The sequence below is a fragment of the Pseudocolwellia sp. G5-9 genome, assembly GCF_055808995.1.
In genome coordinates this window covers 1,195,796-1,215,569 of the sequence record NZ_CM147893.1, presented here as the reverse complement: position 1 = coordinate 1,215,569, position 19,774 = coordinate 1,195,796, and the positions used below count along the sequence as shown (strand labels likewise).

Annotated in this window: 15 protein-coding genes; 12 read left to right on the top strand and 3 right to left on the bottom strand. The window is 35.6% G+C overall.

The annotated features are described in order from the left end of the window. Window positions 1-20: 20 nt before the first annotated feature. Window positions 21-1,280, bottom strand: a complete 1,260-nt coding sequence (gene argJ / locus AC0L5Q_RS05235; RefSeq protein WP_473615155.1) for a bifunctional glutamate N-acetyltransferase/amino-acid acetyltransferase ArgJ — start codon at window positions 1,278-1,280, stop codon at window positions 21-23. Between the two features lie 442 nt (window positions 1,281-1,722). Between argJ and AC0L5Q_RS05230 the strand changes: the two genes are divergently transcribed. Both AC0L5Q_RS05230 and AC0L5Q_RS05225 read left to right on the top strand, forming a co-directional pair. Next, window positions 1,723-2,853 carry an HDOD domain-containing protein gene (locus tag AC0L5Q_RS05230; RefSeq protein ID WP_473615151.1) on the top strand — a complete coding sequence of 377 codons (1,131 nt, stop codon included), beginning with the start codon at window positions 1,723-1,725 and terminating at the stop codon, window positions 2,851-2,853. A 117-nt stretch (window positions 2,854-2,970) separates the two neighbouring features. Beyond that, window positions 2,971-3,486, top strand: a complete 516-nt coding sequence (locus tag AC0L5Q_RS05225) for a type II secretion system protein (protein ID WP_473615148.1) — start codon at window positions 2,971-2,973, stop codon at window positions 3,484-3,486. 127 nt (window positions 3,487-3,613) lie between these two features. On the opposite strand, the gene sodB is transcribed toward AC0L5Q_RS05225, so the two are convergent. After that, entirely contained in the window at window positions 3,614-4,195 is a 582-nt protein-coding gene (gene sodB, locus AC0L5Q_RS05220) for a superoxide dismutase [Fe] (protein WP_473615145.1), read from the bottom strand. Window positions 4,196-4,519: 324 nt separating this feature from the next. Between sodB and grxD the strand changes: the two genes are divergently transcribed. The 9 genes from grxD (at window position 4,520) to AC0L5Q_RS05175 (ending at window position 16,584) form a co-directional block, all read left to right on the top strand. Next, the gene (gene grxD / locus AC0L5Q_RS05215; RefSeq protein ID WP_473615141.1) at window positions 4,520-4,858 is read left to right on the top strand and encodes a Grx4 family monothiol glutaredoxin; all 339 of its coding nucleotides are present in this window, start codon (window positions 4,520-4,522) and stop codon (window positions 4,856-4,858) included. A 110-nt stretch (window positions 4,859-4,968) separates the two neighbouring features. Beyond that, the gene (locus AC0L5Q_RS05210) at window positions 4,969-5,574 is read left to right on the top strand and encodes a peroxiredoxin (RefSeq protein WP_076419170.1); all 606 of its coding nucleotides are present in this window, start codon (window positions 4,969-4,971) and stop codon (window positions 5,572-5,574) included. A gap of 357 nt (window positions 5,575-5,931) precedes the next feature. Beyond that, window positions 5,932-6,465 carry an Mpo1 family 2-hydroxy fatty acid dioxygenase gene (locus AC0L5Q_RS05205; protein WP_473615137.1) on the top strand — a complete coding sequence of 178 codons (534 nt, stop codon included), beginning with the start codon at window positions 5,932-5,934 and terminating at the stop codon, window positions 6,463-6,465. A gap of 294 nt (window positions 6,466-6,759) precedes the next feature. Then, window positions 6,760-8,667 (top strand): bifunctional glutathionylspermidine amidase/synthase, encoded by a 1,908-nt coding sequence (gene gss / locus AC0L5Q_RS05200; RefSeq protein WP_473615134.1) that lies wholly within the window; start codon window positions 6,760-6,762, stop codon window positions 8,665-8,667. Between the two features lie 55 nt (window positions 8,668-8,722). Further along, the gene (locus AC0L5Q_RS05195; RefSeq protein ID WP_473615131.1) at window positions 8,723-9,775 is read left to right on the top strand and encodes a peptidase M42; all 1,053 of its coding nucleotides are present in this window, start codon (window positions 8,723-8,725) and stop codon (window positions 9,773-9,775) included. 180 nt (window positions 9,776-9,955) lie between these two features. Then, window positions 9,956-11,236: a polyamine export protein PaeA gene (paeA, locus tag AC0L5Q_RS05190; protein ID WP_473615129.1), complete on the top strand. Its 1,281-nt coding sequence runs from the start codon at window positions 9,956-9,958 to the stop codon at window positions 11,234-11,236. Between the two features lie 55 nt (window positions 11,237-11,291). Continuing rightward, window positions 11,292-13,547: an Orn/Lys/Arg family decarboxylase gene (locus AC0L5Q_RS05185; RefSeq protein ID WP_473615125.1), complete on the top strand. Its 2,256-nt coding sequence runs from the start codon at window positions 11,292-11,294 to the stop codon at window positions 13,545-13,547. 277 nt (window positions 13,548-13,824) lie between these two features. Beyond that, on the top strand, window positions 13,825-15,264 hold the full coding sequence (locus AC0L5Q_RS05180; protein ID WP_473615121.1) for a RimK family protein: 1,440 nt from the start codon (window positions 13,825-13,827) through the stop codon (window positions 15,262-15,264). 204 nt (window positions 15,265-15,468) lie between these two features. Then, entirely contained in the window at window positions 15,469-16,584 is a 1,116-nt protein-coding gene (locus AC0L5Q_RS05175; protein ID WP_473615119.1) for a GNAT family N-acetyltransferase/peptidase C39 family protein, read from the top strand. A 61-nt stretch (window positions 16,585-16,645) separates the two neighbouring features. Here AC0L5Q_RS05175 and AC0L5Q_RS05170 read toward each other — a convergent pair whose 3' ends face one another. Then, complete coding sequence (locus AC0L5Q_RS05170; protein WP_473615117.1) at window positions 16,646-17,317, bottom strand: alpha/beta hydrolase; 672 nt, start codon at window positions 17,315-17,317, stop codon at window positions 16,646-16,648. A gap of 308 nt (window positions 17,318-17,625) precedes the next feature. On the opposite strand from AC0L5Q_RS05170, the gene pnp reads away from it, so the two are divergent. Beyond that, the gene (gene pnp / locus AC0L5Q_RS05165) at window positions 17,626-19,746 is read left to right on the top strand and encodes a polyribonucleotide nucleotidyltransferase (protein ID WP_473615114.1); all 2,121 of its coding nucleotides are present in this window, start codon (window positions 17,626-17,628) and stop codon (window positions 19,744-19,746) included. The last annotated feature ends 28 nt before the right edge of the window (window positions 19,747-19,774 follow it).

The following is a 19,774-nucleotide window of genomic DNA, read 5'->3' as shown; positions in this document are numbered from 1 at the left end:
GAGTAATTAACGCTAACTATTTACGTTCTATATTCAGCATTAATTTTTACGTAATCGTAGCTAAAATCACATGTCCAAATAGTTGCGCTTTCATTGCCACGATGAAGTTCTACCGTAATATCTATTTCAGCTTCGTTCATAATAGCTTGGCCTACTTCTTCTTTGTAACTAGCGGCGCGACCACCTTTTTCAGCGACTAATGTGTCACCAAAATATAATTCTAGTTGTGCTGTGTCTAAGTCTTCTAGCGATTTACATTCGCGTGAAGCGTAACCTATAGCAGCGAGTACACGCCCTAAGTTTGGATCTGACGCAAACATGGCTGTTTTAACCAGCGGGCTTTTACCAATAGAAAACCCGATTGTTTTGGCTTCTTCAATACTTAAGGCACCGTTAACGGTTACAGTTATAAATTTAGTGGCACCTTCACCATCTCGTATGATGGCTTTAGCTAAATACTGCGAGGTTTCAAGTAGAGCATTAAATACTTCCTTAAAGCCAGCATCTTCACGACTAGTAATAGCAGGAGCACTACTTTTTCCTGTAGCGATAACGATAAATGAGTCGTTGGTTGATGTGTCACCGTCAACAGAAATACAGTTAAACGATAAGTCGGCGACTTCTTTTGTAATTTCGTCTAATAACGATTGAGTTATATTGGCATCGGTTGCTACGTAACCTAACATGGTGGCCATATTAGGGTGGATCATGCCAGCACCCTTAGATATTCCTGTAATCGTTACTTGTTCGCTACCTATTTGTACTTGAGTAGAATAGGCTTTGGGAGCAACATCTGTGGTCATAATGGTTGTAGCAGCATCGGCCCAGTTATCGCTCTTTAAATTTGCTATAGCAAGCGGTAAACCGGCTAATAATTTATTCATCGGTAGGTGTTCTAAAATAACGCCTGTTGAAAAAGGTAATATAGATTCTACAGGAATATTCATCGTTTCAGCTAAATGCTGACAAGTAGTCATTGCATCTAACATGCCTTGCTCACCTGTGCCTGCATTAGCATTTCCGGTATTTATTACCAAGGCTTTAATACTGGCGACTTGTTTGTTTTTTACAGCCGTTAAATGTTTTTTACATAAGGTAACGGGCGCTGCACAAAAGCGGTTTTGTGTAAAAACACCGGATACAGAACTGTTATCGGCAATTTCAATAATCAGTAAGTCTTTACGATTTAGTTTTTTAATATTTGATTCAGCCCAACCTAGGCGGATGCCTTCAATGGGAGTAAGTGACGCGGGAATAAGTTCAGGTAAATTAACAGGCATAACATCTATAACAATACAAAAATAAAAGTAAATAAATATTACGCTTTTATGATTTTTTATGCAAAACAAATAGATTCACTATTTACAAATACCTGCGAAAAATCATCAGATAACTTCAGAACTTTTATATTGTGTATTAAACAACCTTAACTCGGCTTAATAAATGCTGTTCTAGCAGCTATTTTTGCGCCTAACTTCGTTGAATTTATTACTAATAGATAGAAAAATTCGCCTTGTTATACACAAAAATATTAATGTTGAGAGACTAATATCGCTTAGGAAAACAACAATACACATCAATCACTTGATAAATAAAGCTTTTAATTAATTCACTAACATTCATTACCCCGAGTGAGGTTAGCTATATATTTACGTGGTTATCTGGTGAGTTAATCGTTAATATATATTTAATTATATTATGGATTAATTTTTTAGGTGCTTTATGTCTTTTAAAATCATTATGTTATTGATAGTTTTAATCGTTTTGTATTTTGTTTTTTTTAGGGGGAACAATAAGAAACCTGTTTATAAAGTGTCAAAAAGTAATAGTCGAAACTTTAAAAACCAGCATATAAAGAGCTTCCCTGAAAGTGTAAATAAAACTCAATTTACAAATGATAGTTCGAGCGTTCTTCAAAATACTCGTGAAATGCCTGATGGTTTTTTTGATTTTAATGTAAACCTTGCTAGTGATCTGAACCAAGAAAAAACGCTTGAAGTCACTCGTATTGCAAAAACCTTTAAGAAGCCTAATCCTATATTATTAACCTTGATTAAAGGAGGCTTTGAACCTAACGAACTATTTGATTTGATAAAAACAGATCCTAAAATGACGGCTAAAATATTAAATGTTGTTAACTCTCCTCTTTTTGCATTAAGAACACCTATAACAAGCATACAGCATGCGATTAATTTTATGGGGGTCAATGGAATTAAAAATATTATTGCGCAGATCACATTACAAGATGTAATAAAATTTAACACTCCTCAACAAGAAAAAGCATATCAAAAATTATCGACAGCGAGTTATATGGCAAGTGCATTTTGTTTACTGTTAGCTAAAGAGCTGGGTAAAGAAAACGCTGCTGAATTATCTACACGGTGTTTATTATGTTATTTGGGTGATATGGCTATGTTATCTAATGAACCGCAATTGTCGGATGATTATTTATTGTCAAATTCATTGTATGAAAGAGTGAAAAAAGCACAGGTGTCTTACGGCTTTAACTCTGCTATTGTTGGTAAAATTATGGCTCAAGAGTGGACACTCCCTGATTCTCTCATCAATGGTATTGGTAATAGTTTATTAATGTTATGTAATGGGAGTTTAGGTGATGATGTGAGTACCGAAGAGATACAAAATAATTTACTTTGTTATATAGCTTGTCGTTTTGGGGATTTTGTTGCTTTTAATGATATTAAAGATATTTCATATATCAGTGGTTTAGGTTCACGTGATGATGACCCTATTGAATTTTATTATCTCCAAAATAAAATTAATTTATCGGGGCTTCAACACATTAATGTCCTCTTCAAAGATGCCATGTTTATCAGAAAAGTAAATGCGCTTTAAATAGCATATTTTTTAATTTGATTTTAGATGAGTGATTAGACGATAAATCACATACTGTATTCTTTATAATAAAGCTTCTATACTGTTATCAAGTGGATATATAGAGAAGTACAACGAATGAAACACGAAATGAATAAAAATGGTTTTACGCTAATTGAGTTAGTTGTTGTTATTGTTATTTTAGGTATTTTAGCGGCGACTGCGGCACCTAAGTTTATTGATTTAACTGGCGATGCTAATGAATCAGTACTTAAATCATTATCAGGTTCTATGGCTTCTGCAGCTAAACTTGTTTATACAAAATCAATAGTACAAGGTAAGCAGAATGAGGCTGCCGATAATATTGATTTAGATGGAGATGGAACTGACGATATAGCGATTAAATATGGGTACCCTAATGCGCATAGATCTGAGGGTATTGTAAAAGCATTAGATATATCTGGTGATGATTGGACTTGGTCGGGAAATGGTAGTAACAATATATTTTTTATCACTACAGCGACACTAGGTAAAACAAAAGGACAATATGTAAACACAGTCAATATATTAGCGAGTAACTGCTATATTACTTATACAGGTTCAACAAGTGCTGGTGTAGCGCCAGTCGTAGCGTTTATTGATTCAGGTTGTTAATTAACCCGAACTCAGGTTAAGTAACGTAACTGGAACTCAATATAAGCGTGACAAAAACAAAAAAGCCTTTGATAAAATCAAAGGCTTTTTAAATTCAGATCCAGCAACTTACTTTAATTTATAAAAATTAAGCAAAGTTAGCTGAAGCAAATTCCCAGTTAGCTAATGCCCAAAAAGCATCCATGTAGCTAGGACGTAAGTTACGGTAATCAATGTAGTATGCATGTTCCCATAAATCTACAGTGATAACAGGTGTAACACCTTCGTCAGTTAATGGTGTAGCAGCGTTAGATGTATTAACGATTGCTAAAGAACCATCAGCGTTTTTAACTAACCAAGTCCAGCTTGAACCAAAGTTGTTAATTGCACTGTCTGTGAATTTTGCTTTAAATTCAGCAAAAGAACCAAAGCTAGCTGTAATAGCGTCAGCTAGAGCACCAGTAGGTTCGCCGCCGCCGTTAGGGCTTAAGCTGTTCCAGTAAAACGTGTGGTTCCAAATTTGTGCTGCGTTGTTAAATACGCCTGCTGAAGATGTTTTAATGATATCTTCAAGAGATTTACCTTCAAAGTCAGTACCTTCAATTAATCCGTTAAGCTTAACAACGTAAGTGTTGTGATGCTTACCGTAATGAAATTCTAAAGTTTCTTGTGAAATGTGTGGTGCTAACGCATCCATAGCATAGGGTAATGCTGGTAATTCAATAGCCATTTTTATCTCCTGAAAAGTAATTAAAAATATATATTCTTATAGAATATATTAAAGAATTAGTTTGTTTTTATTATAAACCTAGTAAACTACTCGGGTATTTATAAAGCTTACTTAGTTTAACCCAATATATAGGGATTAACATTGATTTTATCAAGGTTAGTAAGTTTTAATATATAACTATTTTGTTTGTAAGAAGGAATGGCATTGTATATCTGTACTTTGCCTCCATGTTATACCCAAGTCACTTTTAATATTCATGACTCAGTACTACATAGGTGCTTTGGGTATATAATACAGTTAAGTTAATTAAATATAGAGGTTACCATGGATACGATCGAACGTATTAAACAGCAAATTTCAGAAAATTCAATCATACTTTACATGAAAGGTTCGCCTAAGCTTCCTAGTTGTGGCTTTTCTTCTCAAGCGTCTCAAGCACTTATTTCATGTGAAGAAAAATTTGCTTACGTAGATATTTTACAAGATCCAGAAATTAGAGCCGAATTACCTAAATATGCTGATTGGCCTACATTTCCACAATTATGGGTTGATGGTGAGCTTGTGGGCGGATGTGACATTATTATTGAAATGTTTCAACAAGGTGAGCTACAAACTTTGGTTAAAGCATCAGCAGCAAAAAATAATTCTGAAAAAGAAGCATAATTTCTTTTTCAAAGAGTATTGAAATATAAATGTTAGTCACAATAATGGTTAGTGTTAATTAAATAATTTAGCCTTTAAGGTTTTATAAACTTATATATTAGGAGAATAAAATGAGTGTATTAGTTGGTCGTCCAGCACCGGATTTTACAGCAGCAGCAGTATTAGGTACTGGTGAAATTGTAGATAGCTTTACTTTATCTGAAGCAATTAAAGGTAAAAAAGCTGTAGTATTTTTCTATCCTTTAGATTTCACATTTGTTTGTCCTTCAGAATTATTAGCTTTTGATCACCGTATTGAAGAATTCAAAAGCCGTGGTGTTGAAGTTATTGGTGTTTCTATTGATTCACAATTTTCTCACAATGCATGGAGAAACACACCAGTAAACGAAGGTGGTATTGGTCCAGTACAATACACATTAGTTGCTGATACTAAGCACACTATCTGTCAAGCATACGATGTTGAGCATCCAGATGCTGGCGTAGCTTTCCGTGGTTCTTTCTTAATTGATGAAGAAGGTAACGTACGTCATCAAGTAGTTAACGATTTACCATTAGGCCGTAACGTAGATGAAATGTTACGTATGGTTGATGCATTACAATTCCACCAAGACCACGGTGAAGTTTGTCCTGCAGGCTGGAACAAAGGTGATAAAGGTATGACTGCTTCTCCAGACGGTGTTGCTGCATACTTATCTGATAATGCTGACAAATTATAATATTGTTTAACAACACTATTTAAATAAGCGTTACATAAAGTTTAATGCCAATCAGGTTAACTGATTGGCATTTTTTATATCTTGTTTTTACTACTTTATTAAGATTTCTACTTTAACCCGAACTCGGGATGATGGGCTTTTTAATCTACTGATTTATATATAAAAAATGATAAATATAAATAAATACTATTAAAAGAACACGCTCATTGTTTTCTAATGTTGAAATTTATTCATGTAATGCCTTTTTATTATAAAACCGTTTTATTCAATAATTATTTCTTCTGGTCTGACTTGTTTACATTGCTCTTATTTATTGTCATGATGAAAATGGAGTAACCACATAAATAAGACCATTATATGAAAAATATTGAAGAGCAATTATCTCAATACAAAAGTTCACATTTTAATAAAACTAATATTAAAACCCATTTTATTGGTGTGCCTTTAATTATATGGGCATTAACCTTGTTTCTGAGCTTAAACGTTTATCAGTTTGACCTTGCCAATATCAGTTTTACATACACGCCTGCTTATGTTTTTTTCGCGGTTTCACTTATCTATTATTTTATTTTGCACGTTAAATTGGCCATAGCTATGGTGTTTTATAGTGCGATAAATTTATATTTAGTGAGTTTTTTTGTTGATCATGAATACGCATTATATATAGCTTTAGTGGTATTTGTTGTTGGTTGGGTACTTCAGTTTATTGGGCATTATTACGAAAAAGCTAAACCTGCATTTATTGACGATTTGGGTCAGTTTCTTATTGCACCTTTATTTTTAATGGCTGAGATCTATTTTTTATTAGGATGGGAGAAAACATTAGAAGACACTATTACGCCTATGGCGGTTACTAAAAGACGAAAATTAAATAACCCAAGTCATGGCTAGTTTCTTTCAATAGCGTTAACCCTTTCGTAAAATAATAAAAACCTTTAAGTCACCTCACTTAAAGGTTTTTTCTTTAAATAATCATCAAACAATATCTTATTTAATTATTATCAGTTTTATGTAAATAAATATTGTGTTTTTTATCAAACTGCATTAAAACGCTTATTAAATCTACGTACTCAATAAAACAGAGTCTTTATTAATATTCTTTTAATAAATTGAGTATAGAAATACTGTTTTTAGGTTTAATAACTTAAAAATTTATTTTACACACACCTATAGTGATCACTTTTCATGACATATTCCAACAAGCTTTTTGATAAAAAGGTTGAAGCGTTTGGTACTTTATTAGGACATGCCTTGGGCAATGTGCCTGTTTATTCATCTGATTATAAAACCGCATCAGATGTTGATTACCCTAATCGCAGTGCTTACCGTAGTTATTATAACGGTGTGTATATGGGGTATAAGTGGCAATGTGTTGAATTTGCACGACGCTGGATGTATATCAACCAAGGCTTGATCTTTAATGATGTTGCCATGGCTTATGATATTTTTGAACTACGTAGTGTTCGCGACGTAACCGCTAATGTTGAATTACCGTTAAATGCTTTTGCTAACGGTAGTCAGAGACACCCAAGTATTGGGTGTTTATTAATTTGGAAAGAGGGTGGTGAGTTTGAAGACACTGGCCACGTTGCTATTGTTACAGAAGTTACTTCTGAATATATTCGTATTGCTGAACAAAATGTAGGGCATGCGCTTTGGCCTGAAGGACATAATTATGCCCGAGAACTTAAAGCTGTTATCAATGAAGATGGCGAGTATTGGATAACTTGTTCTTATGGTGATGCTGAAATTTTAGGATGGATGATTCAAACAGATGACCAAACCTTTGCTGAACCAACGGTAGGCAAAAATATTGAATTAAATAAAGTAAAAAGTAGGCGTATTGATATTGCTGAGTCTAAGAAAAAATCTTGGCTCAATATTGCCAATAATGATGAAGCGGCTTTTGTAAAAGCGATGGGAGGACATTTCCTGTCTGATGTAGTGGAAGAGCAAAACAGATACCTTATTTTGTCAAAAACTACACAACATACGTTAGAAAATGCCAGTAACGAACTGCATGGCTTATTTATGCATGCAACCGAGTACGTGTTATCGAATGATGAACTGCTAAGTCAGTTTAATTTACCGAATGCGATTTTGCCTAAAATACGTCAATCTTGGGATAACCGCTTGAATGAAGTGATCACAAGTCGTTTCGATTTTGCTTTAACTGAAGACGGGCTAAAGGTATACGAATACAACTGTGATTCAGCCTCTTGTTATATGGAAACAGGTAAAGTGCAAGGTAAATGGTTTAATCACCATAAACTTAACGACGACGAAAATGGCGGAAAAGACTTATTTAAAGATTTAGTTAAAGCATGGAAAAAAAGTCATGTTAAAGGTGTTGTTCATATTTTAAGAGATAACGACCCTGAAGAAGAATATCACGCTTTATTTATGCAAGACGCTATTCGAGCCGCAGGTTTAAATAGTAAAGTTGTTATTGGCTTGAATGGCCTCGAATGGGATGAAAACGACAATATTATTGATGAAGACGGCGAGCAAGTTTCATGGGTATGGAAAACATGGGCTTGGGAAACCGCCTTAGATCAAATAAGACAAGAGTGTGAAAACCTTGATAAAGAGCAAACGGTGTATGAGCCAGGACAACAAAAAGGGAAAACTATAGGGTTATCAGACGTACTATTTCGTAAAAATGTCATGGTATTTGAGCCGTTATGGTCACTTATTCCTAGTAATAAAGCGATTTTACCCGTGTTGTGGAGTTTATTTCCTAATCATCCATTACTACTTAATTCATCTTTTGAGTTATCTGATGAGTTAAAAGCGCTGGGCTATGTTGCTAAGCCTATTGTAGGGCGTTGTGGTGCCAATATTTCTTTATTCAGTAAAAATGAAGAGTTGGTAGAGTCAACAGACGGGCACTTTAGTGAACAAGAAAAAATCTATCAGCAATATTTTCCGTTACCTCATGTTGAAGGTAGTTACACACAAGTATCAACTTTTATGGTATCAGGTGTATATTCTGGTAGCGGTGTAAGAGTTGATCGCTCGCGAGTGATTAATAAAAACAGCGATTGTTTACCTTTACAATTTGTTAATGATAAACAGTTTTTACAAGAATAAGTGCGATTGTTTTTTAATGATATTGATACAGTTATAACAACTTGAGTAAATAAAAATGTTTGATGATGATTTTCTAGATTTATTAAAAACCTTAATAAGAGAGCCAAGTGTAGTGAGTGCCGAGCATTCATTTTTTCGTATACTCCAGCGTGAACTTGAAGAGCGTGGCGCTAAAGTTACGTGGTACGAAGGTTTATTAGTTGCACAAGGCAGCGATCCGTTTAGTGCTATGTTTTCTGCTCATAGTGATCGCCATGGTCTTATTTGTACTGGGCCTAATGAATTTCAGTATGCTGCATTTGTTTCAGGTAATAGAACTGATTTATTAAATAACTCGGTTTCTGAAGAGTTAATGACCAAAATAACCGAGCGTTTTAATGCCGTTGAAGTTTATGCGTATGAACCGTGGTCAGGTGTTTATCGTGGTAAAGGTATTATTACTAAATCGTATATTTGTGAAAACCGTAACAATTTAATTTTTGAAGTTGATGGTCTTGAAGGGGTTGTAGCAGGAACGCCGATAGCATTTAGAGATAAGTTGATTCTTAAAGACGGTAGATACTCAGGCCAGCTCGACAATGTGATTACCAATGCGGCTCTAGTTGATTTATTTAGCCATGGCTTTAAAGGCACAGCATTTTTTACCGCGCAAGAAGAAGCAGGCAAAAGTTGGCGTTACCTACTTGAATGGTTCAGGCGTTTTGGAGGTTCAACCAACAAGTTATTTGTTGTTGATACCAGTCCGTTTCCAACCGTAGCAACAGCTGACCAGCAACTATTAGTATTAAGAGAAAGAGACGCGAACGCAAATTTCAATAGTGAAAGTACAAAATATATAGAAGACTTATGTGTACAAAACAACTTGAGTTTTACTTATAAAAATAGATATGTTGAAAATCAAAACAAGCTTTTAGTAAAGGCTGGAGAAACACCTCATTCGTTAGGGAGCACTGAGCTAGGACGAATTATTGCGGCCTCTAATGGCTTAGTTGACGGTACAACAATACAAATACCTACAACAGGTTATCACACCATGGAAGAGTCAGCCTCGAAGGAGTCTGTAGAGGCTTTTCTAAAATTATTAAAGCTCGTTGCAAATATTAAATAATATAGATTGCGTTTATTAAAAATTGGTGATTAAATCCGCGAAATTTCAAAGCTCACACTATTTAAAGCAAAAATATGGCGAGTTTTTAATGATTTTTAAAATTACTTTTAGTTAATACTACCGCTATCATTTGGTTATTAACTAAAGCGTTTTCTATTTTTATTTTGTGGAATATATAAAGTGAATAATGATTTTTTTTGGATCTTTGTTCTTATTGTTGCCAGTGCTTTTTTTGCTATTGCTGAAATTGCATTAGCAGCAGCTCGTCAACTTAAGCTAAATGTACTGGTTGAAGAAGGCAACGAAAACGCTAAGTTAGTCCTTCAACTACAAGCTAAATCAGGCGCTTTTTTTGCGGTTATTCAAATTGCATTAAATGCTATTGCAATATTAGGCGGTATTATTGGTGAAGCAGCCTTTACCCCATTAATTCAAGAGTCTATTTCATACTTTTATCAAGGTAAATATCTCCCACAAATTAGCTTTACTTGCTCATTTTTATTGGTCACCAGTTTATTTATTTTATTTGCTGACTTAATACCAAAACGCATAGGTATGTCACTACCTGAGCCTGTGGCTTTGCGCGTAGTAAAACCTATGATGTTTTTTGTGGTGTTACTAAAGCCTTTTGTACTTTTTTTCAACACAATTTCAGACTCTATTATGCGCTTATGTCGTATTCCTATCGATCGCGTAGAAAACATAACAGCACAAGATATTGTTGCTATTGTTGACGCTGGGGCGGCTAGTGGTTCAATTGCTTCACAAGAATATCAAATGATCGGTAATGTTTTTGAACTTGAAAACAGAAGTTTAATGTCGGTTATGTCTTTACGAGACGATATTGTGTTTTTTGATGTTAATGAATCTACCGCCTCGCTCAGTTCAAAAGTTGTTGAGCACCCACATAATTTTTATTTGGTATGTGATAACGGGCTTGATTCTATTGTAGGCTTAATTGAATCTAAAGCTTTACTTAAACAAGTATTAGCGGGAAATGAAGCTGAAATATTACCAGATATGATCATTAAAAAAGTGATGTACTTACCTGATTCTCTTAGCTTATCTGAAGCATTAGAAGCCTTTAAATATCATGCTGAAACTTTTGCTGTGGTGTTAAACGAATACTCGCTTGTCGTCGGAATAGTTACCTTAAAAGAATTGACCTCTGTGGTTGTTGATGGTTTTTCAGGTTCACAAGATGAGCAGCAGATACTTTCACGCGATAGTAGCTCTTGGTTAATTGACGGCGCTACTTCTATTATTGATGTTGCTAAAGCACTTGATATAGAAGGTTTTCCTGAACCTGAAAATTACGAAACCTTAGCCGGTTTTATTATGTATAAATTACGTAGGTTGCCAGCATTAACGGATCATGTGATTTATGCTGAACATCGTTTTGAGGTTATTGATATGGATAACCTTAAAATTACTAAGCTACTTGTCACAAAAATAGTCTAAATTTATATCTACCGAACCTAAATGTAGGTTACATATTATTTTAAGGAATCTATGCATGAAATTTCGTTTTCCCATTGTTGTTATTGATGAAGATTTTAGAGCTGAAAATATATCAGGTTCAAGTATTCGTGATTTAGCTGAATCAATAACCAACGAAGGAATGGAAGTTGTTGGTTTTACAAGTTATGTAGACTTAACCGCTTTTGCTCAACAAGCGAGTCGTGCATCGAGTTTTATTTTGTCGATTGATGACGAAGAATTTGGTGATGGTTCTGAAGCTGCTGTAGATGAGGCAATAGCTTCAATTCGTGCATTTATAACCGCGGTGCGTAAACGTAATGCTGATATTCCTATTTTCTTGTATGGTGAAACGAGAACATCTCAACACATACCAAACGATGTATTGCGTGAATTACATGGTTTTATACATATGTTTGAAGACACGCCTGAATTTGTGGCGCGTCATATTATTCGTGAAGCTAAAAAATATTTAGATTCGTTAGCACCGCCATTTTTTAGCGCGCTAATGGATTATGCGAGCGACAGTTCGTACTCATGGCATTGCCCAGGGCATTCGGGTGGCGTAGCTTTTTTAAAAAGTCCTGTTGGGCAAATGTTTCATCAATTTTTTGGTGAAAACATGTTACGTGCCGATGTGTGTAATTCAGTGGATGAATTAGGGCAATTATTAGATCACACAGGGCCTGTTGCCGCCAGTGAGCAAAATGCTGCACGCATTTTTAATTCAGACCATTTGTTTTTTGTGACGAATGGTACATCAACATCAAATAAAATTGTTTGGCATTCAACCGTTGCGCCGGGGGATATTGTCGTCGTTGACCGTAATTGTCATAAATCGATTTTACATTCAATTATTATGACGGGGGCTATTCCTATCTTTTTAATGCCTACGCGTAATCATTACGGCATTATTGGACCTATTCCTAAATCTGAATTTAGCCCTGAATCTATCCAGAAGAAAATTGCGGCTAATCCTTTTGCGCGTAATGCTAAAAATAAAAAGCCGCGTATTTTAACGATCACACAAAGTACTTACGACGGTATTGTTTATAACGTAGAGCAAATTAAAGACATTTTAGGTTCAACAATCGACACCTTACACTTTGATGAAGCATGGTTACCACACGCGACATTCCATGATTTTTATAAGAATATGCATGCTATAGGTACAGATCGACCACGTTCAGACGATACATTAGTTTTTTCCACGCAATCCACCCATAAGTTGCTAGCAGGATTATCGCAAGCGTCACAAATTTTGGTACAAAACGCTAATAACCGTAAGCTTGATACTCATCGATTTAATGAATCTTATCTAATGCATTCATCAACAAGCCCGCAGTACTCTATTATTGCTTCGTGTGATGTTGCCGCTGCCATGATGGAAGCACCAGGCGGACATGCTTTAGTGGAAGAATCGTTACTTGAAGCCATGGATTTTAGACGCGCTATGCGTAAAGTTGATAAAGATTATGGTGATGACGATTGGTGGTTTAAAGTTTGGGGACCAGACACTATTGCTGATGAAGGTATTGGCGAACAAGATGATTGGATGATCCATGAAGGCGACAGCTGGCATGATTTTGGTGAAATAGAAAGTGGCTTTAATATGCTTGATCCGATTAAAGCCACCATTATCACTCCCGGCTTAAACGTAAAAGGTGACTTTGATGAGTGCGGTATTCCAGCCGCTATTGTAAGTAAATACTTATCAGAGCACGGTATTATTATTGAAAAAACAGGCCTGTACTCTTTCTTTATTATGTTTACGATCGGAATTACTAAAGGTCGCTGGAATTCTATGGTGACTGAATTACAGCAATTTAAAGATGATTACGATCAAAACTTACTGCTATGGCGAGTATTGCCTGAGTTTGTTAAAAAACATCCGAGATATGAACGTATTGGATTAAAAGATTTATGTAATAAAATTCACGCAATGTATAAAAAATACGACGTAGCTAAAATTACGAATAATATGTATTTATCAAACATTGAAACGGCCATGACACCGGCGGATGCTTGGGCAAAAATGGCACACCGTGAAATAGAACGTATTTCAATTGATGACATTGAAGGTCGTATTACTGCAATGTTGGTAACACCTTATCCTCCTGGAATTCCTTTAATGGTGCCAGGCGAACGTTTTAACAAAACTATTATTAGCTACTTAAAATTTGCTCGAGATTTTAACAGTGAATTACCGGGTTTTGAAACCGATGTTCACGGCTTAGTTAAAGAAACCGTTAATGGAGTTGAAGGCTATTATATCGATGTTGTTAAAGCTTAAGTATAGTGTTTTTATATACCCGTTATTATTCAAGATGCACTCTGAAATAGCCTCTTGATTGGTAACGGGTATACAAGGAAAAAGAGCATATTATTTGCTCTTTTTTGTCGATTTGTTTATACCAACGTCTTTAATAATTCATTCAATTAAATATGATTGACAAAGCGCTATTTACACGCTAAATATTAGCAACTTTTTAACCCTGTACTTTTTATGGGGTGCCCAAACCGTCAGTTCCTGATGTGCTCAAGCATCACCATCCTTATGGATTGACCCAATGTTTAATACTATTTTTGTTGTTGATGACGAAACTTTGTTAACTCACTCAATTGATGCGACAAGCTTTAACGATTATTTAAACGATTACCCCAAAAAACACGAATCTAAAACCCGTATTATTAATTTATGCGATACCGAACGCTATTTGAGTAAAGGCTACTATTGTTCTTTATTAGCTGAAGCTCGAGGACATTCAGTTTTTCCTAGTGTTAAAACAATTAATGCATTGCGATCACAAGGTGAATTTTTGTGGTTTGAAGGTGCGTTTTTAACGTCTAATAACTCGGCCGCTACGGAAGTTTCTTTACTTGTTTGTATGGGAGAAGTTATTGGTGGCGACTACAAAGCTATTGCTCAGCGAGTTTTTCGTGAATTTCCTGCACCATTATTAACTATAACTTTACTCCCTGAAAGTAAAGGCTTACGAGTCAAAATTACGCGAGCAAGTTTAAATCAAGTACCCAAAGAGCAGTTAGCGCAATGTTTACAAATTGTTGAACAAAGCTCTCGTACTGCATATCGTAATCAGCGCAGTAATAAAAAATATCGTTGGGATTTAGCTATTTTAGTTGATCCGAATGAAAAAGTGCCTCCTAGCAATAAAGGTGCTCTTGAGCGATTTGTGAAAGCGGGAGCTAAATTAGGTATAAGAGCACAAATTATTACCGCAGATGAATTAGTACATCTTAATCAGTTCGATGGCTTATTTATTCGTGAAGCAACAGCAATTAATCATCACACTTATCGATTAGCTTATGAAGCTGAAGAGCAGGGGATTGTTGTAATTGATGATCCAGACTCTATTTTACGTTGCTGTAATAAAGTGTTTTTACATGATGCTTTTAATTATCAAAAAGTCCCCAGCTTAAAAACTGAGTTTATTAGCGATAGTTCAACCGAAACTTTAGCGCAACTGGAGGCTACGTTTGGTTATCCTATGGTATTAAAAATGCCTGAGAGCGCTTTTTCTAAAGGTGTATTTAAAGTTAAATCTCGACCGGAATTAGAAAGCTTAATTGTTGAGCTTTTAAAAGAGTCAGCCTTGGTATTGGCGCAAGAATATTTATATACAGATTATGACTGGCGTATTGGTGTATTAAATGGTCGTGCTTTATATGCTTGTCGTTATTACATGGCAAGAAATCATTGGCAAATTTACAATCACAGTTCTTCACGTAATTTTTCAGGTGGCTTTGATGCACTAGCAACCTTTGAAGTGCCTCGTCATGTACTTCAAGCTGCTTTAAAGTCAGCAGCAGTTGTTGGCAATGGATTATATGGTATTGATATTAAAGAATTAGATGGTAAAGCTTACGTGCTAGAAGTTAACGATAACCCTAATATTGATCGCGGTGTAGAAGATGCTTATTTAGGTGAAGAACTTTACATGCAGGTAATGTCTGAGTTTTTAAGACGTTTTGAGCAAAGAGGACAGTAATACCAAGTTGATTAATTAACTGGTCATTTTTAATGGTTAAAATGAATAACTACAGCGTTATAAAATTTATAAGTAGAATCACTAGTTACTAAATTTTATGCCTTATATTTATCCATTTTTCCTCATGAAAAAGTAGAACACTTATTTAATCAAATTGGTATAACTGATGAATTCACAATCTTGTTTACTAGGCTCGAACCGTTAATGAAACACGATAACAATATTCTTTTATCGCAAGCTATACTGACAGATCTCAGTGATTTATTCGTATTAGAACAAACATGTTTTAATTATGATCAAATGAGTAAGCGTAGCTTTCGTCATCATATTTTATCTACTCATAGCGATTTATGGGTAGCAAAATCTAATTCAAATGAAATGTTGGGTTATGCACTTATTTTAAAACACCAAGGAACACGGCTAGCGCGTTTATATTCATTGGCAATATTACCTGTTGCTCGTGGTAAAGGGGTTGCTAAAAAGCTTCTTGAATATAGTGAGAAGCATGCTGCTACGGATGAGCGCCACTACATGCGTTTAGAAGTTGCTAAACAAAATACGAACGCAATTTCGTTATATCAGTCGTTTGGTTACCGTATTTTTGGTGAATATGTTGATTATTACGATGATCACTCTGATGCTTTACGTATGCAAAAACGCATACGCTCCATGGGTGATAAAGGCATTAAAAAACTAACCCCTTGGTTCAAGCAAAATACTGAATTTACCTGCGGTCCTGTTTCTTTAATGATGGCAATGACAAGTTTAAATAGCCGTATAAAAAGCTCACTTACACTAGAACTGGACCTTTGGCGTGAGGCGACCACCATTTTTATGACCTCTGGTCATGGAGGTTGTCATCCCTTTGGGCTTGCATTGTCAGCACAGCGAAGAGGTTTTAATAGCAAAGTATGGTTGAATACCGATCAACCTTTATTTGTTGATGGTGTGCGAACTGAGCATAAAAAACACATAATGACTGTGGTACATCAACAAATGTTAGCGCAATGTCAGCAAGAAAAAGTGAACTTATTGGAGCAGTCTATTTCATTCAATGATATTAAAGCCTGCTTAGAGAATAATGAAGCGGTGTTAATTTTAGTTAGTACTTATCGTCTTGACGGGAAAAAATCGCCACATTGGGTGGTCGTTACCGGCATTGATGAACGTTGCTTATTTGTTCACGACCCTGATTTAGATGAAGATTTACAAACAGCTATTGATTGCCAATATGTGCCTATTGCGATTGAAGACTTTGATAAAATGGCTTCTTTTGGTAGCCAACGCTTACGGGCTGCAGTAACTATTTCTTTAGCATAATTAGAGCTGGTGAATTGCCAACAACCTTGTTGGCAATTTATTGGATGGTAAAGGGTATAGGTTAATCTAATCGTTTTTTAATCCATTGAGCTATGTCTTGTATTTGTTCTGGTAACACACTGTGGGGCATATTGTACGATTTCCACTCTACGTTGTAGTTTTGCTCAAGTAATAATTTATTCGCCATTTTACCTGCAGACATTAAAACCACTTCATCTTGTTCGCCATGATTTTGCAGTATGTTTGTTTTACTATTGGCTTCATGAAGATTATCAGGCAGTTTATCGGCATTAGGTAAATAGCACGAAAGCGCCATAATTCCCGCTAACTTCTTATAATAGCGCAAGCCAGTAAATAAACTTATAACACCACCTTGGCTAAAACCAGCAAGTATAATTTTTTCAGCGGGAATGCCCGAACTTATTTGTTCGTCAATAAGTGTATGAATAGAAGCTTCTGATTCTAAAACACCTTCCATATCTGCTCTGTTGTGCAGATCCATTGATTTAATGTCGTACCAAGCTTTCATCACATAGCCTTGGTTAATGGTCACAGCTCTATCAGGGGCATGAGGGAAAATAAAACGAATACTATGATTTGAAGGTAAACTTAGCGCTGGAACGATAGGGGCAAAACCTGCACCTGAATCGCCTAAACCATGCAACCAAATAACGCACGATTGCGCATTAACTTTGGGCTCAACCGTAATTCTTTCTAATGAAGGTGTTGTCATATAATTAAACTTTTTACTGAAAAAGAATTAAATTATATCAACTGAAGCGTATAAAGAGTAATGCAAAAGAATAACTATAAAAAAATATACCGTAAGTAATCCACTTTCTTTGTGGAAATCGTGTGGTTAGTTAGTATAATGTGCGGGCGAATTTTTGTGGTTCAGCAAATTTTCTTGCAAAATTATTACATTATCCAAACTGTATAATTTTTTGTTCAACTTAATTTAAAAAGAAAGTTCGCTTTCTTCTTAAGTGAATAAATAATTGTACAGATTGGAAATAATCCGAAAAAATAAGGAATGAACATATGTTCAACACTGTTACAAAAACATTTCAATACGGTCAACATACCGTAACTCTAGAAACGGGCGCTATCGCTCGTCAAGCAACAGCTGCTGTAATGGCAAGCATGGACGATACTTGTGTATTAGTGTCTGTTGTTGCTAAAAAAGATGCTAAAGAAGGGCAAGATTTTTTCCCTTTAACAGTTAACTATCAAGAAAAAACATACGCAGCAGGTAAAATTCCTGGTGGTTTCTTCAAACGTGAAGGCCGCCCTTCAGAAGAAGAAACATTAATCTGTCGTTTAATTGACCGTCCAATTCGTCCGTTATTCCCTGAAGGCTTTACTAACGAAGTTCAAGTTATTATCACTGTTGTTTCAGCTAACCCTGAAATTGCACCAGACATTATCTCATTATTAGGTACTTCTGCAGCATTAGCTATTTCAGGTACTCCTTTTAATGGTCCAGTTGGTGCGGCTCGCGTTGGTTACACTGACGGTAAATATATTCTTAACCCATTACAGTCTGAATTAGAAACAAGTCAATTAGACTTAGTTGTTGCTGGTACTGAAGCTGCTGTACTTATGGTTGAATCAGAAGCTGACGTTTTATCTGAAGATGTAATGCTTGGCGCTGTAATGTACGGCCATGAGCAATCACAAACGGCTATTAATGCTATTAAAGAATTTGCTGCTGAAGTAAATACGCCTTCATGGAACTGGGTTGCTCCTGTTAAAAATGAAGCATTAACAGCTAAAATTGCTGAGCTTGCTACGGCACAAGTTGATGAAGCTTACCAAATTACAGAAAAAGCTGTTCGTTATGAAAAAGTTGCTGAAATCAGAAATGCTGTAATTGCACAGTTAGAAGCTGAAGATGCAGAACTTAACGTTCAAGAAGCTAAAGATTTATTCCACGACTTAGAAAAAACAGTAGTTCGTGGTCGTATCACTCAAGGTCATCCACGTATTGATGGTCGTGATCCTGAAATGATCCGTGCTCTAGATGTTATGACAGGTGTATTACCAAGAACGCATGGTTCAGCTGTATTTACACGTGGTGAAACACAAGCATTAGTAACCGCTACTTTAGGTACTGCACGTGACGCACAACGTGTTGAAACTATTTTAGGTGAGAAAACTGACAACTTCATGTTGCATTATAACTTCCCTCCTTACTCAGTAGGCGAGACAGGTTTTGTTGGTTCTCCAAAGCGTCGTGAAATTGGTCATGGCCGTTTAGCTAAACGCGGTATGTTAGCTGTTATGCCAACGATGGAAGAATTCCCGTACGCAGTACGTGTTGTTTCTGAAATTACTGAATCAAACGGTTCGTCTTCAATGGCTTCTGTTTGTGGTACTTCATTAGCACTTATGGATGCTGGTGTTCCAATTAAAGATTCTGTAGCGGGTATTGCTATGGGTCTAGTTAAAGAAGGTGACAGCCACGTTGTTCTTTCTGATATCTTAGGTGATGAAGATCACTTAGGTGACATGGACTTTAAAGTAGCGGGTACTAAAAACGGTATTACTGCTCTTCAAATGGACATTAAAATTGAAGGTATTACTCAAGATATTATGCAAACTGCGCTTAACCAAGCGAAAGGTGCTCGTATTCATATCTTAAGTGTAATGGATGATGCTATTGCTGGCGCTCGTGATGATATTTCACAATTTGCTCCGCGTATTCATAAATTAAAAATTAATACTGATAAAATCCGTGACGTTATCGGTAAAGGTGGCGCAACTATTCGTCAACTTACTGAAGAAACTGGCACAACTATCGAAATTGAAGATGATGGTACAGTTAAAATTGCAGCTACTTCAAGCGAGCAAGCTGAAGATGCAATTAACCGTATTAAAGCATTAACGGCTGAAATTGAAGTAGGTACTATTTACCAAGGTAAAGTTGTACGTATTGTTGATTTTGGTGCATTTGTTAATGTATTACCTGGTAAAGATGGTTTAGTTCATATTTCACAAATTTCTGAAGAACGTGTTAATGCGGTAAGTGATGTATTAAAAGAAGGTCAAGAAGTTACTGTTAAAGTACTTGAAGTTGACCGTCAAGGCCGTGTTCGTTTAAGTATGAAAGAAGCAGCTGAAAAACCAGCCGCGACTGAAGCACCAGCTGAAGCAGAATAATTATTTGTAAGAATTAATGAGCAAATAA

Bases quoted from the DNA above. Each gene is read 5' to 3' on its own strand.
- argJ (WP_473615155.1), bottom strand. From the start codon at position 1,280: ATGCCTGTTAATTTACCTGAACTTATTCCCGCGTCACTTACTCCCATT.
- AC0L5Q_RS05230 (WP_473615151.1), top strand. From the start codon at position 1,723: ATGTCTTTTAAAATCATTATGTTATTGATAGTTTTAATCGTTTTGTAT.
- AC0L5Q_RS05225 (WP_473615148.1), top strand. From the start codon at position 2,971: ATGAAACACGAAATGAATAAAAATGGTTTTACGCTAATTGAGTTAGTT.
- sodB (WP_473615145.1), bottom strand. From the start codon at position 4,195: ATGGCTATTGAATTACCAGCATTACCCTATGCTATGGATGCGTTAGCA.
- grxD (WP_473615141.1), top strand. From the start codon at position 4,520: ATGGATACGATCGAACGTATTAAACAGCAAATTTCAGAAAATTCAATC.
- AC0L5Q_RS05210 (WP_076419170.1), top strand. From the start codon at position 4,969: ATGAGTGTATTAGTTGGTCGTCCAGCACCGGATTTTACAGCAGCAGCA.
- AC0L5Q_RS05205 (WP_473615137.1), top strand. From the start codon at position 5,932: ATGAAAAATATTGAAGAGCAATTATCTCAATACAAAAGTTCACATTTT.
- gss (WP_473615134.1), top strand. From the start codon at position 6,760: ATGACATATTCCAACAAGCTTTTTGATAAAAAGGTTGAAGCGTTTGGT.
- AC0L5Q_RS05195 (WP_473615131.1), top strand. From the start codon at position 8,723: ATGTTTGATGATGATTTTCTAGATTTATTAAAAACCTTAATAAGAGAG.
- AC0L5Q_RS05185 (WP_473615125.1), top strand. From the start codon at position 11,292: ATGAAATTTCGTTTTCCCATTGTTGTTATTGATGAAGATTTTAGAGCT.
- AC0L5Q_RS05180 (WP_473615121.1), top strand. From the start codon at position 13,825: ATGTTTAATACTATTTTTGTTGTTGATGACGAAACTTTGTTAACTCAC.
- AC0L5Q_RS05175 (WP_473615119.1), top strand. From the start codon at position 15,469: ATGAAACACGATAACAATATTCTTTTATCGCAAGCTATACTGACAGAT.
- AC0L5Q_RS05170 (WP_473615117.1), bottom strand. From the start codon at position 17,317: ATGACAACACCTTCATTAGAAAGAATTACGGTTGAGCCCAAAGTTAAT.
- pnp (WP_473615114.1), top strand. From the start codon at position 17,626: ATGTTCAACACTGTTACAAAAACATTTCAATACGGTCAACATACCGTA.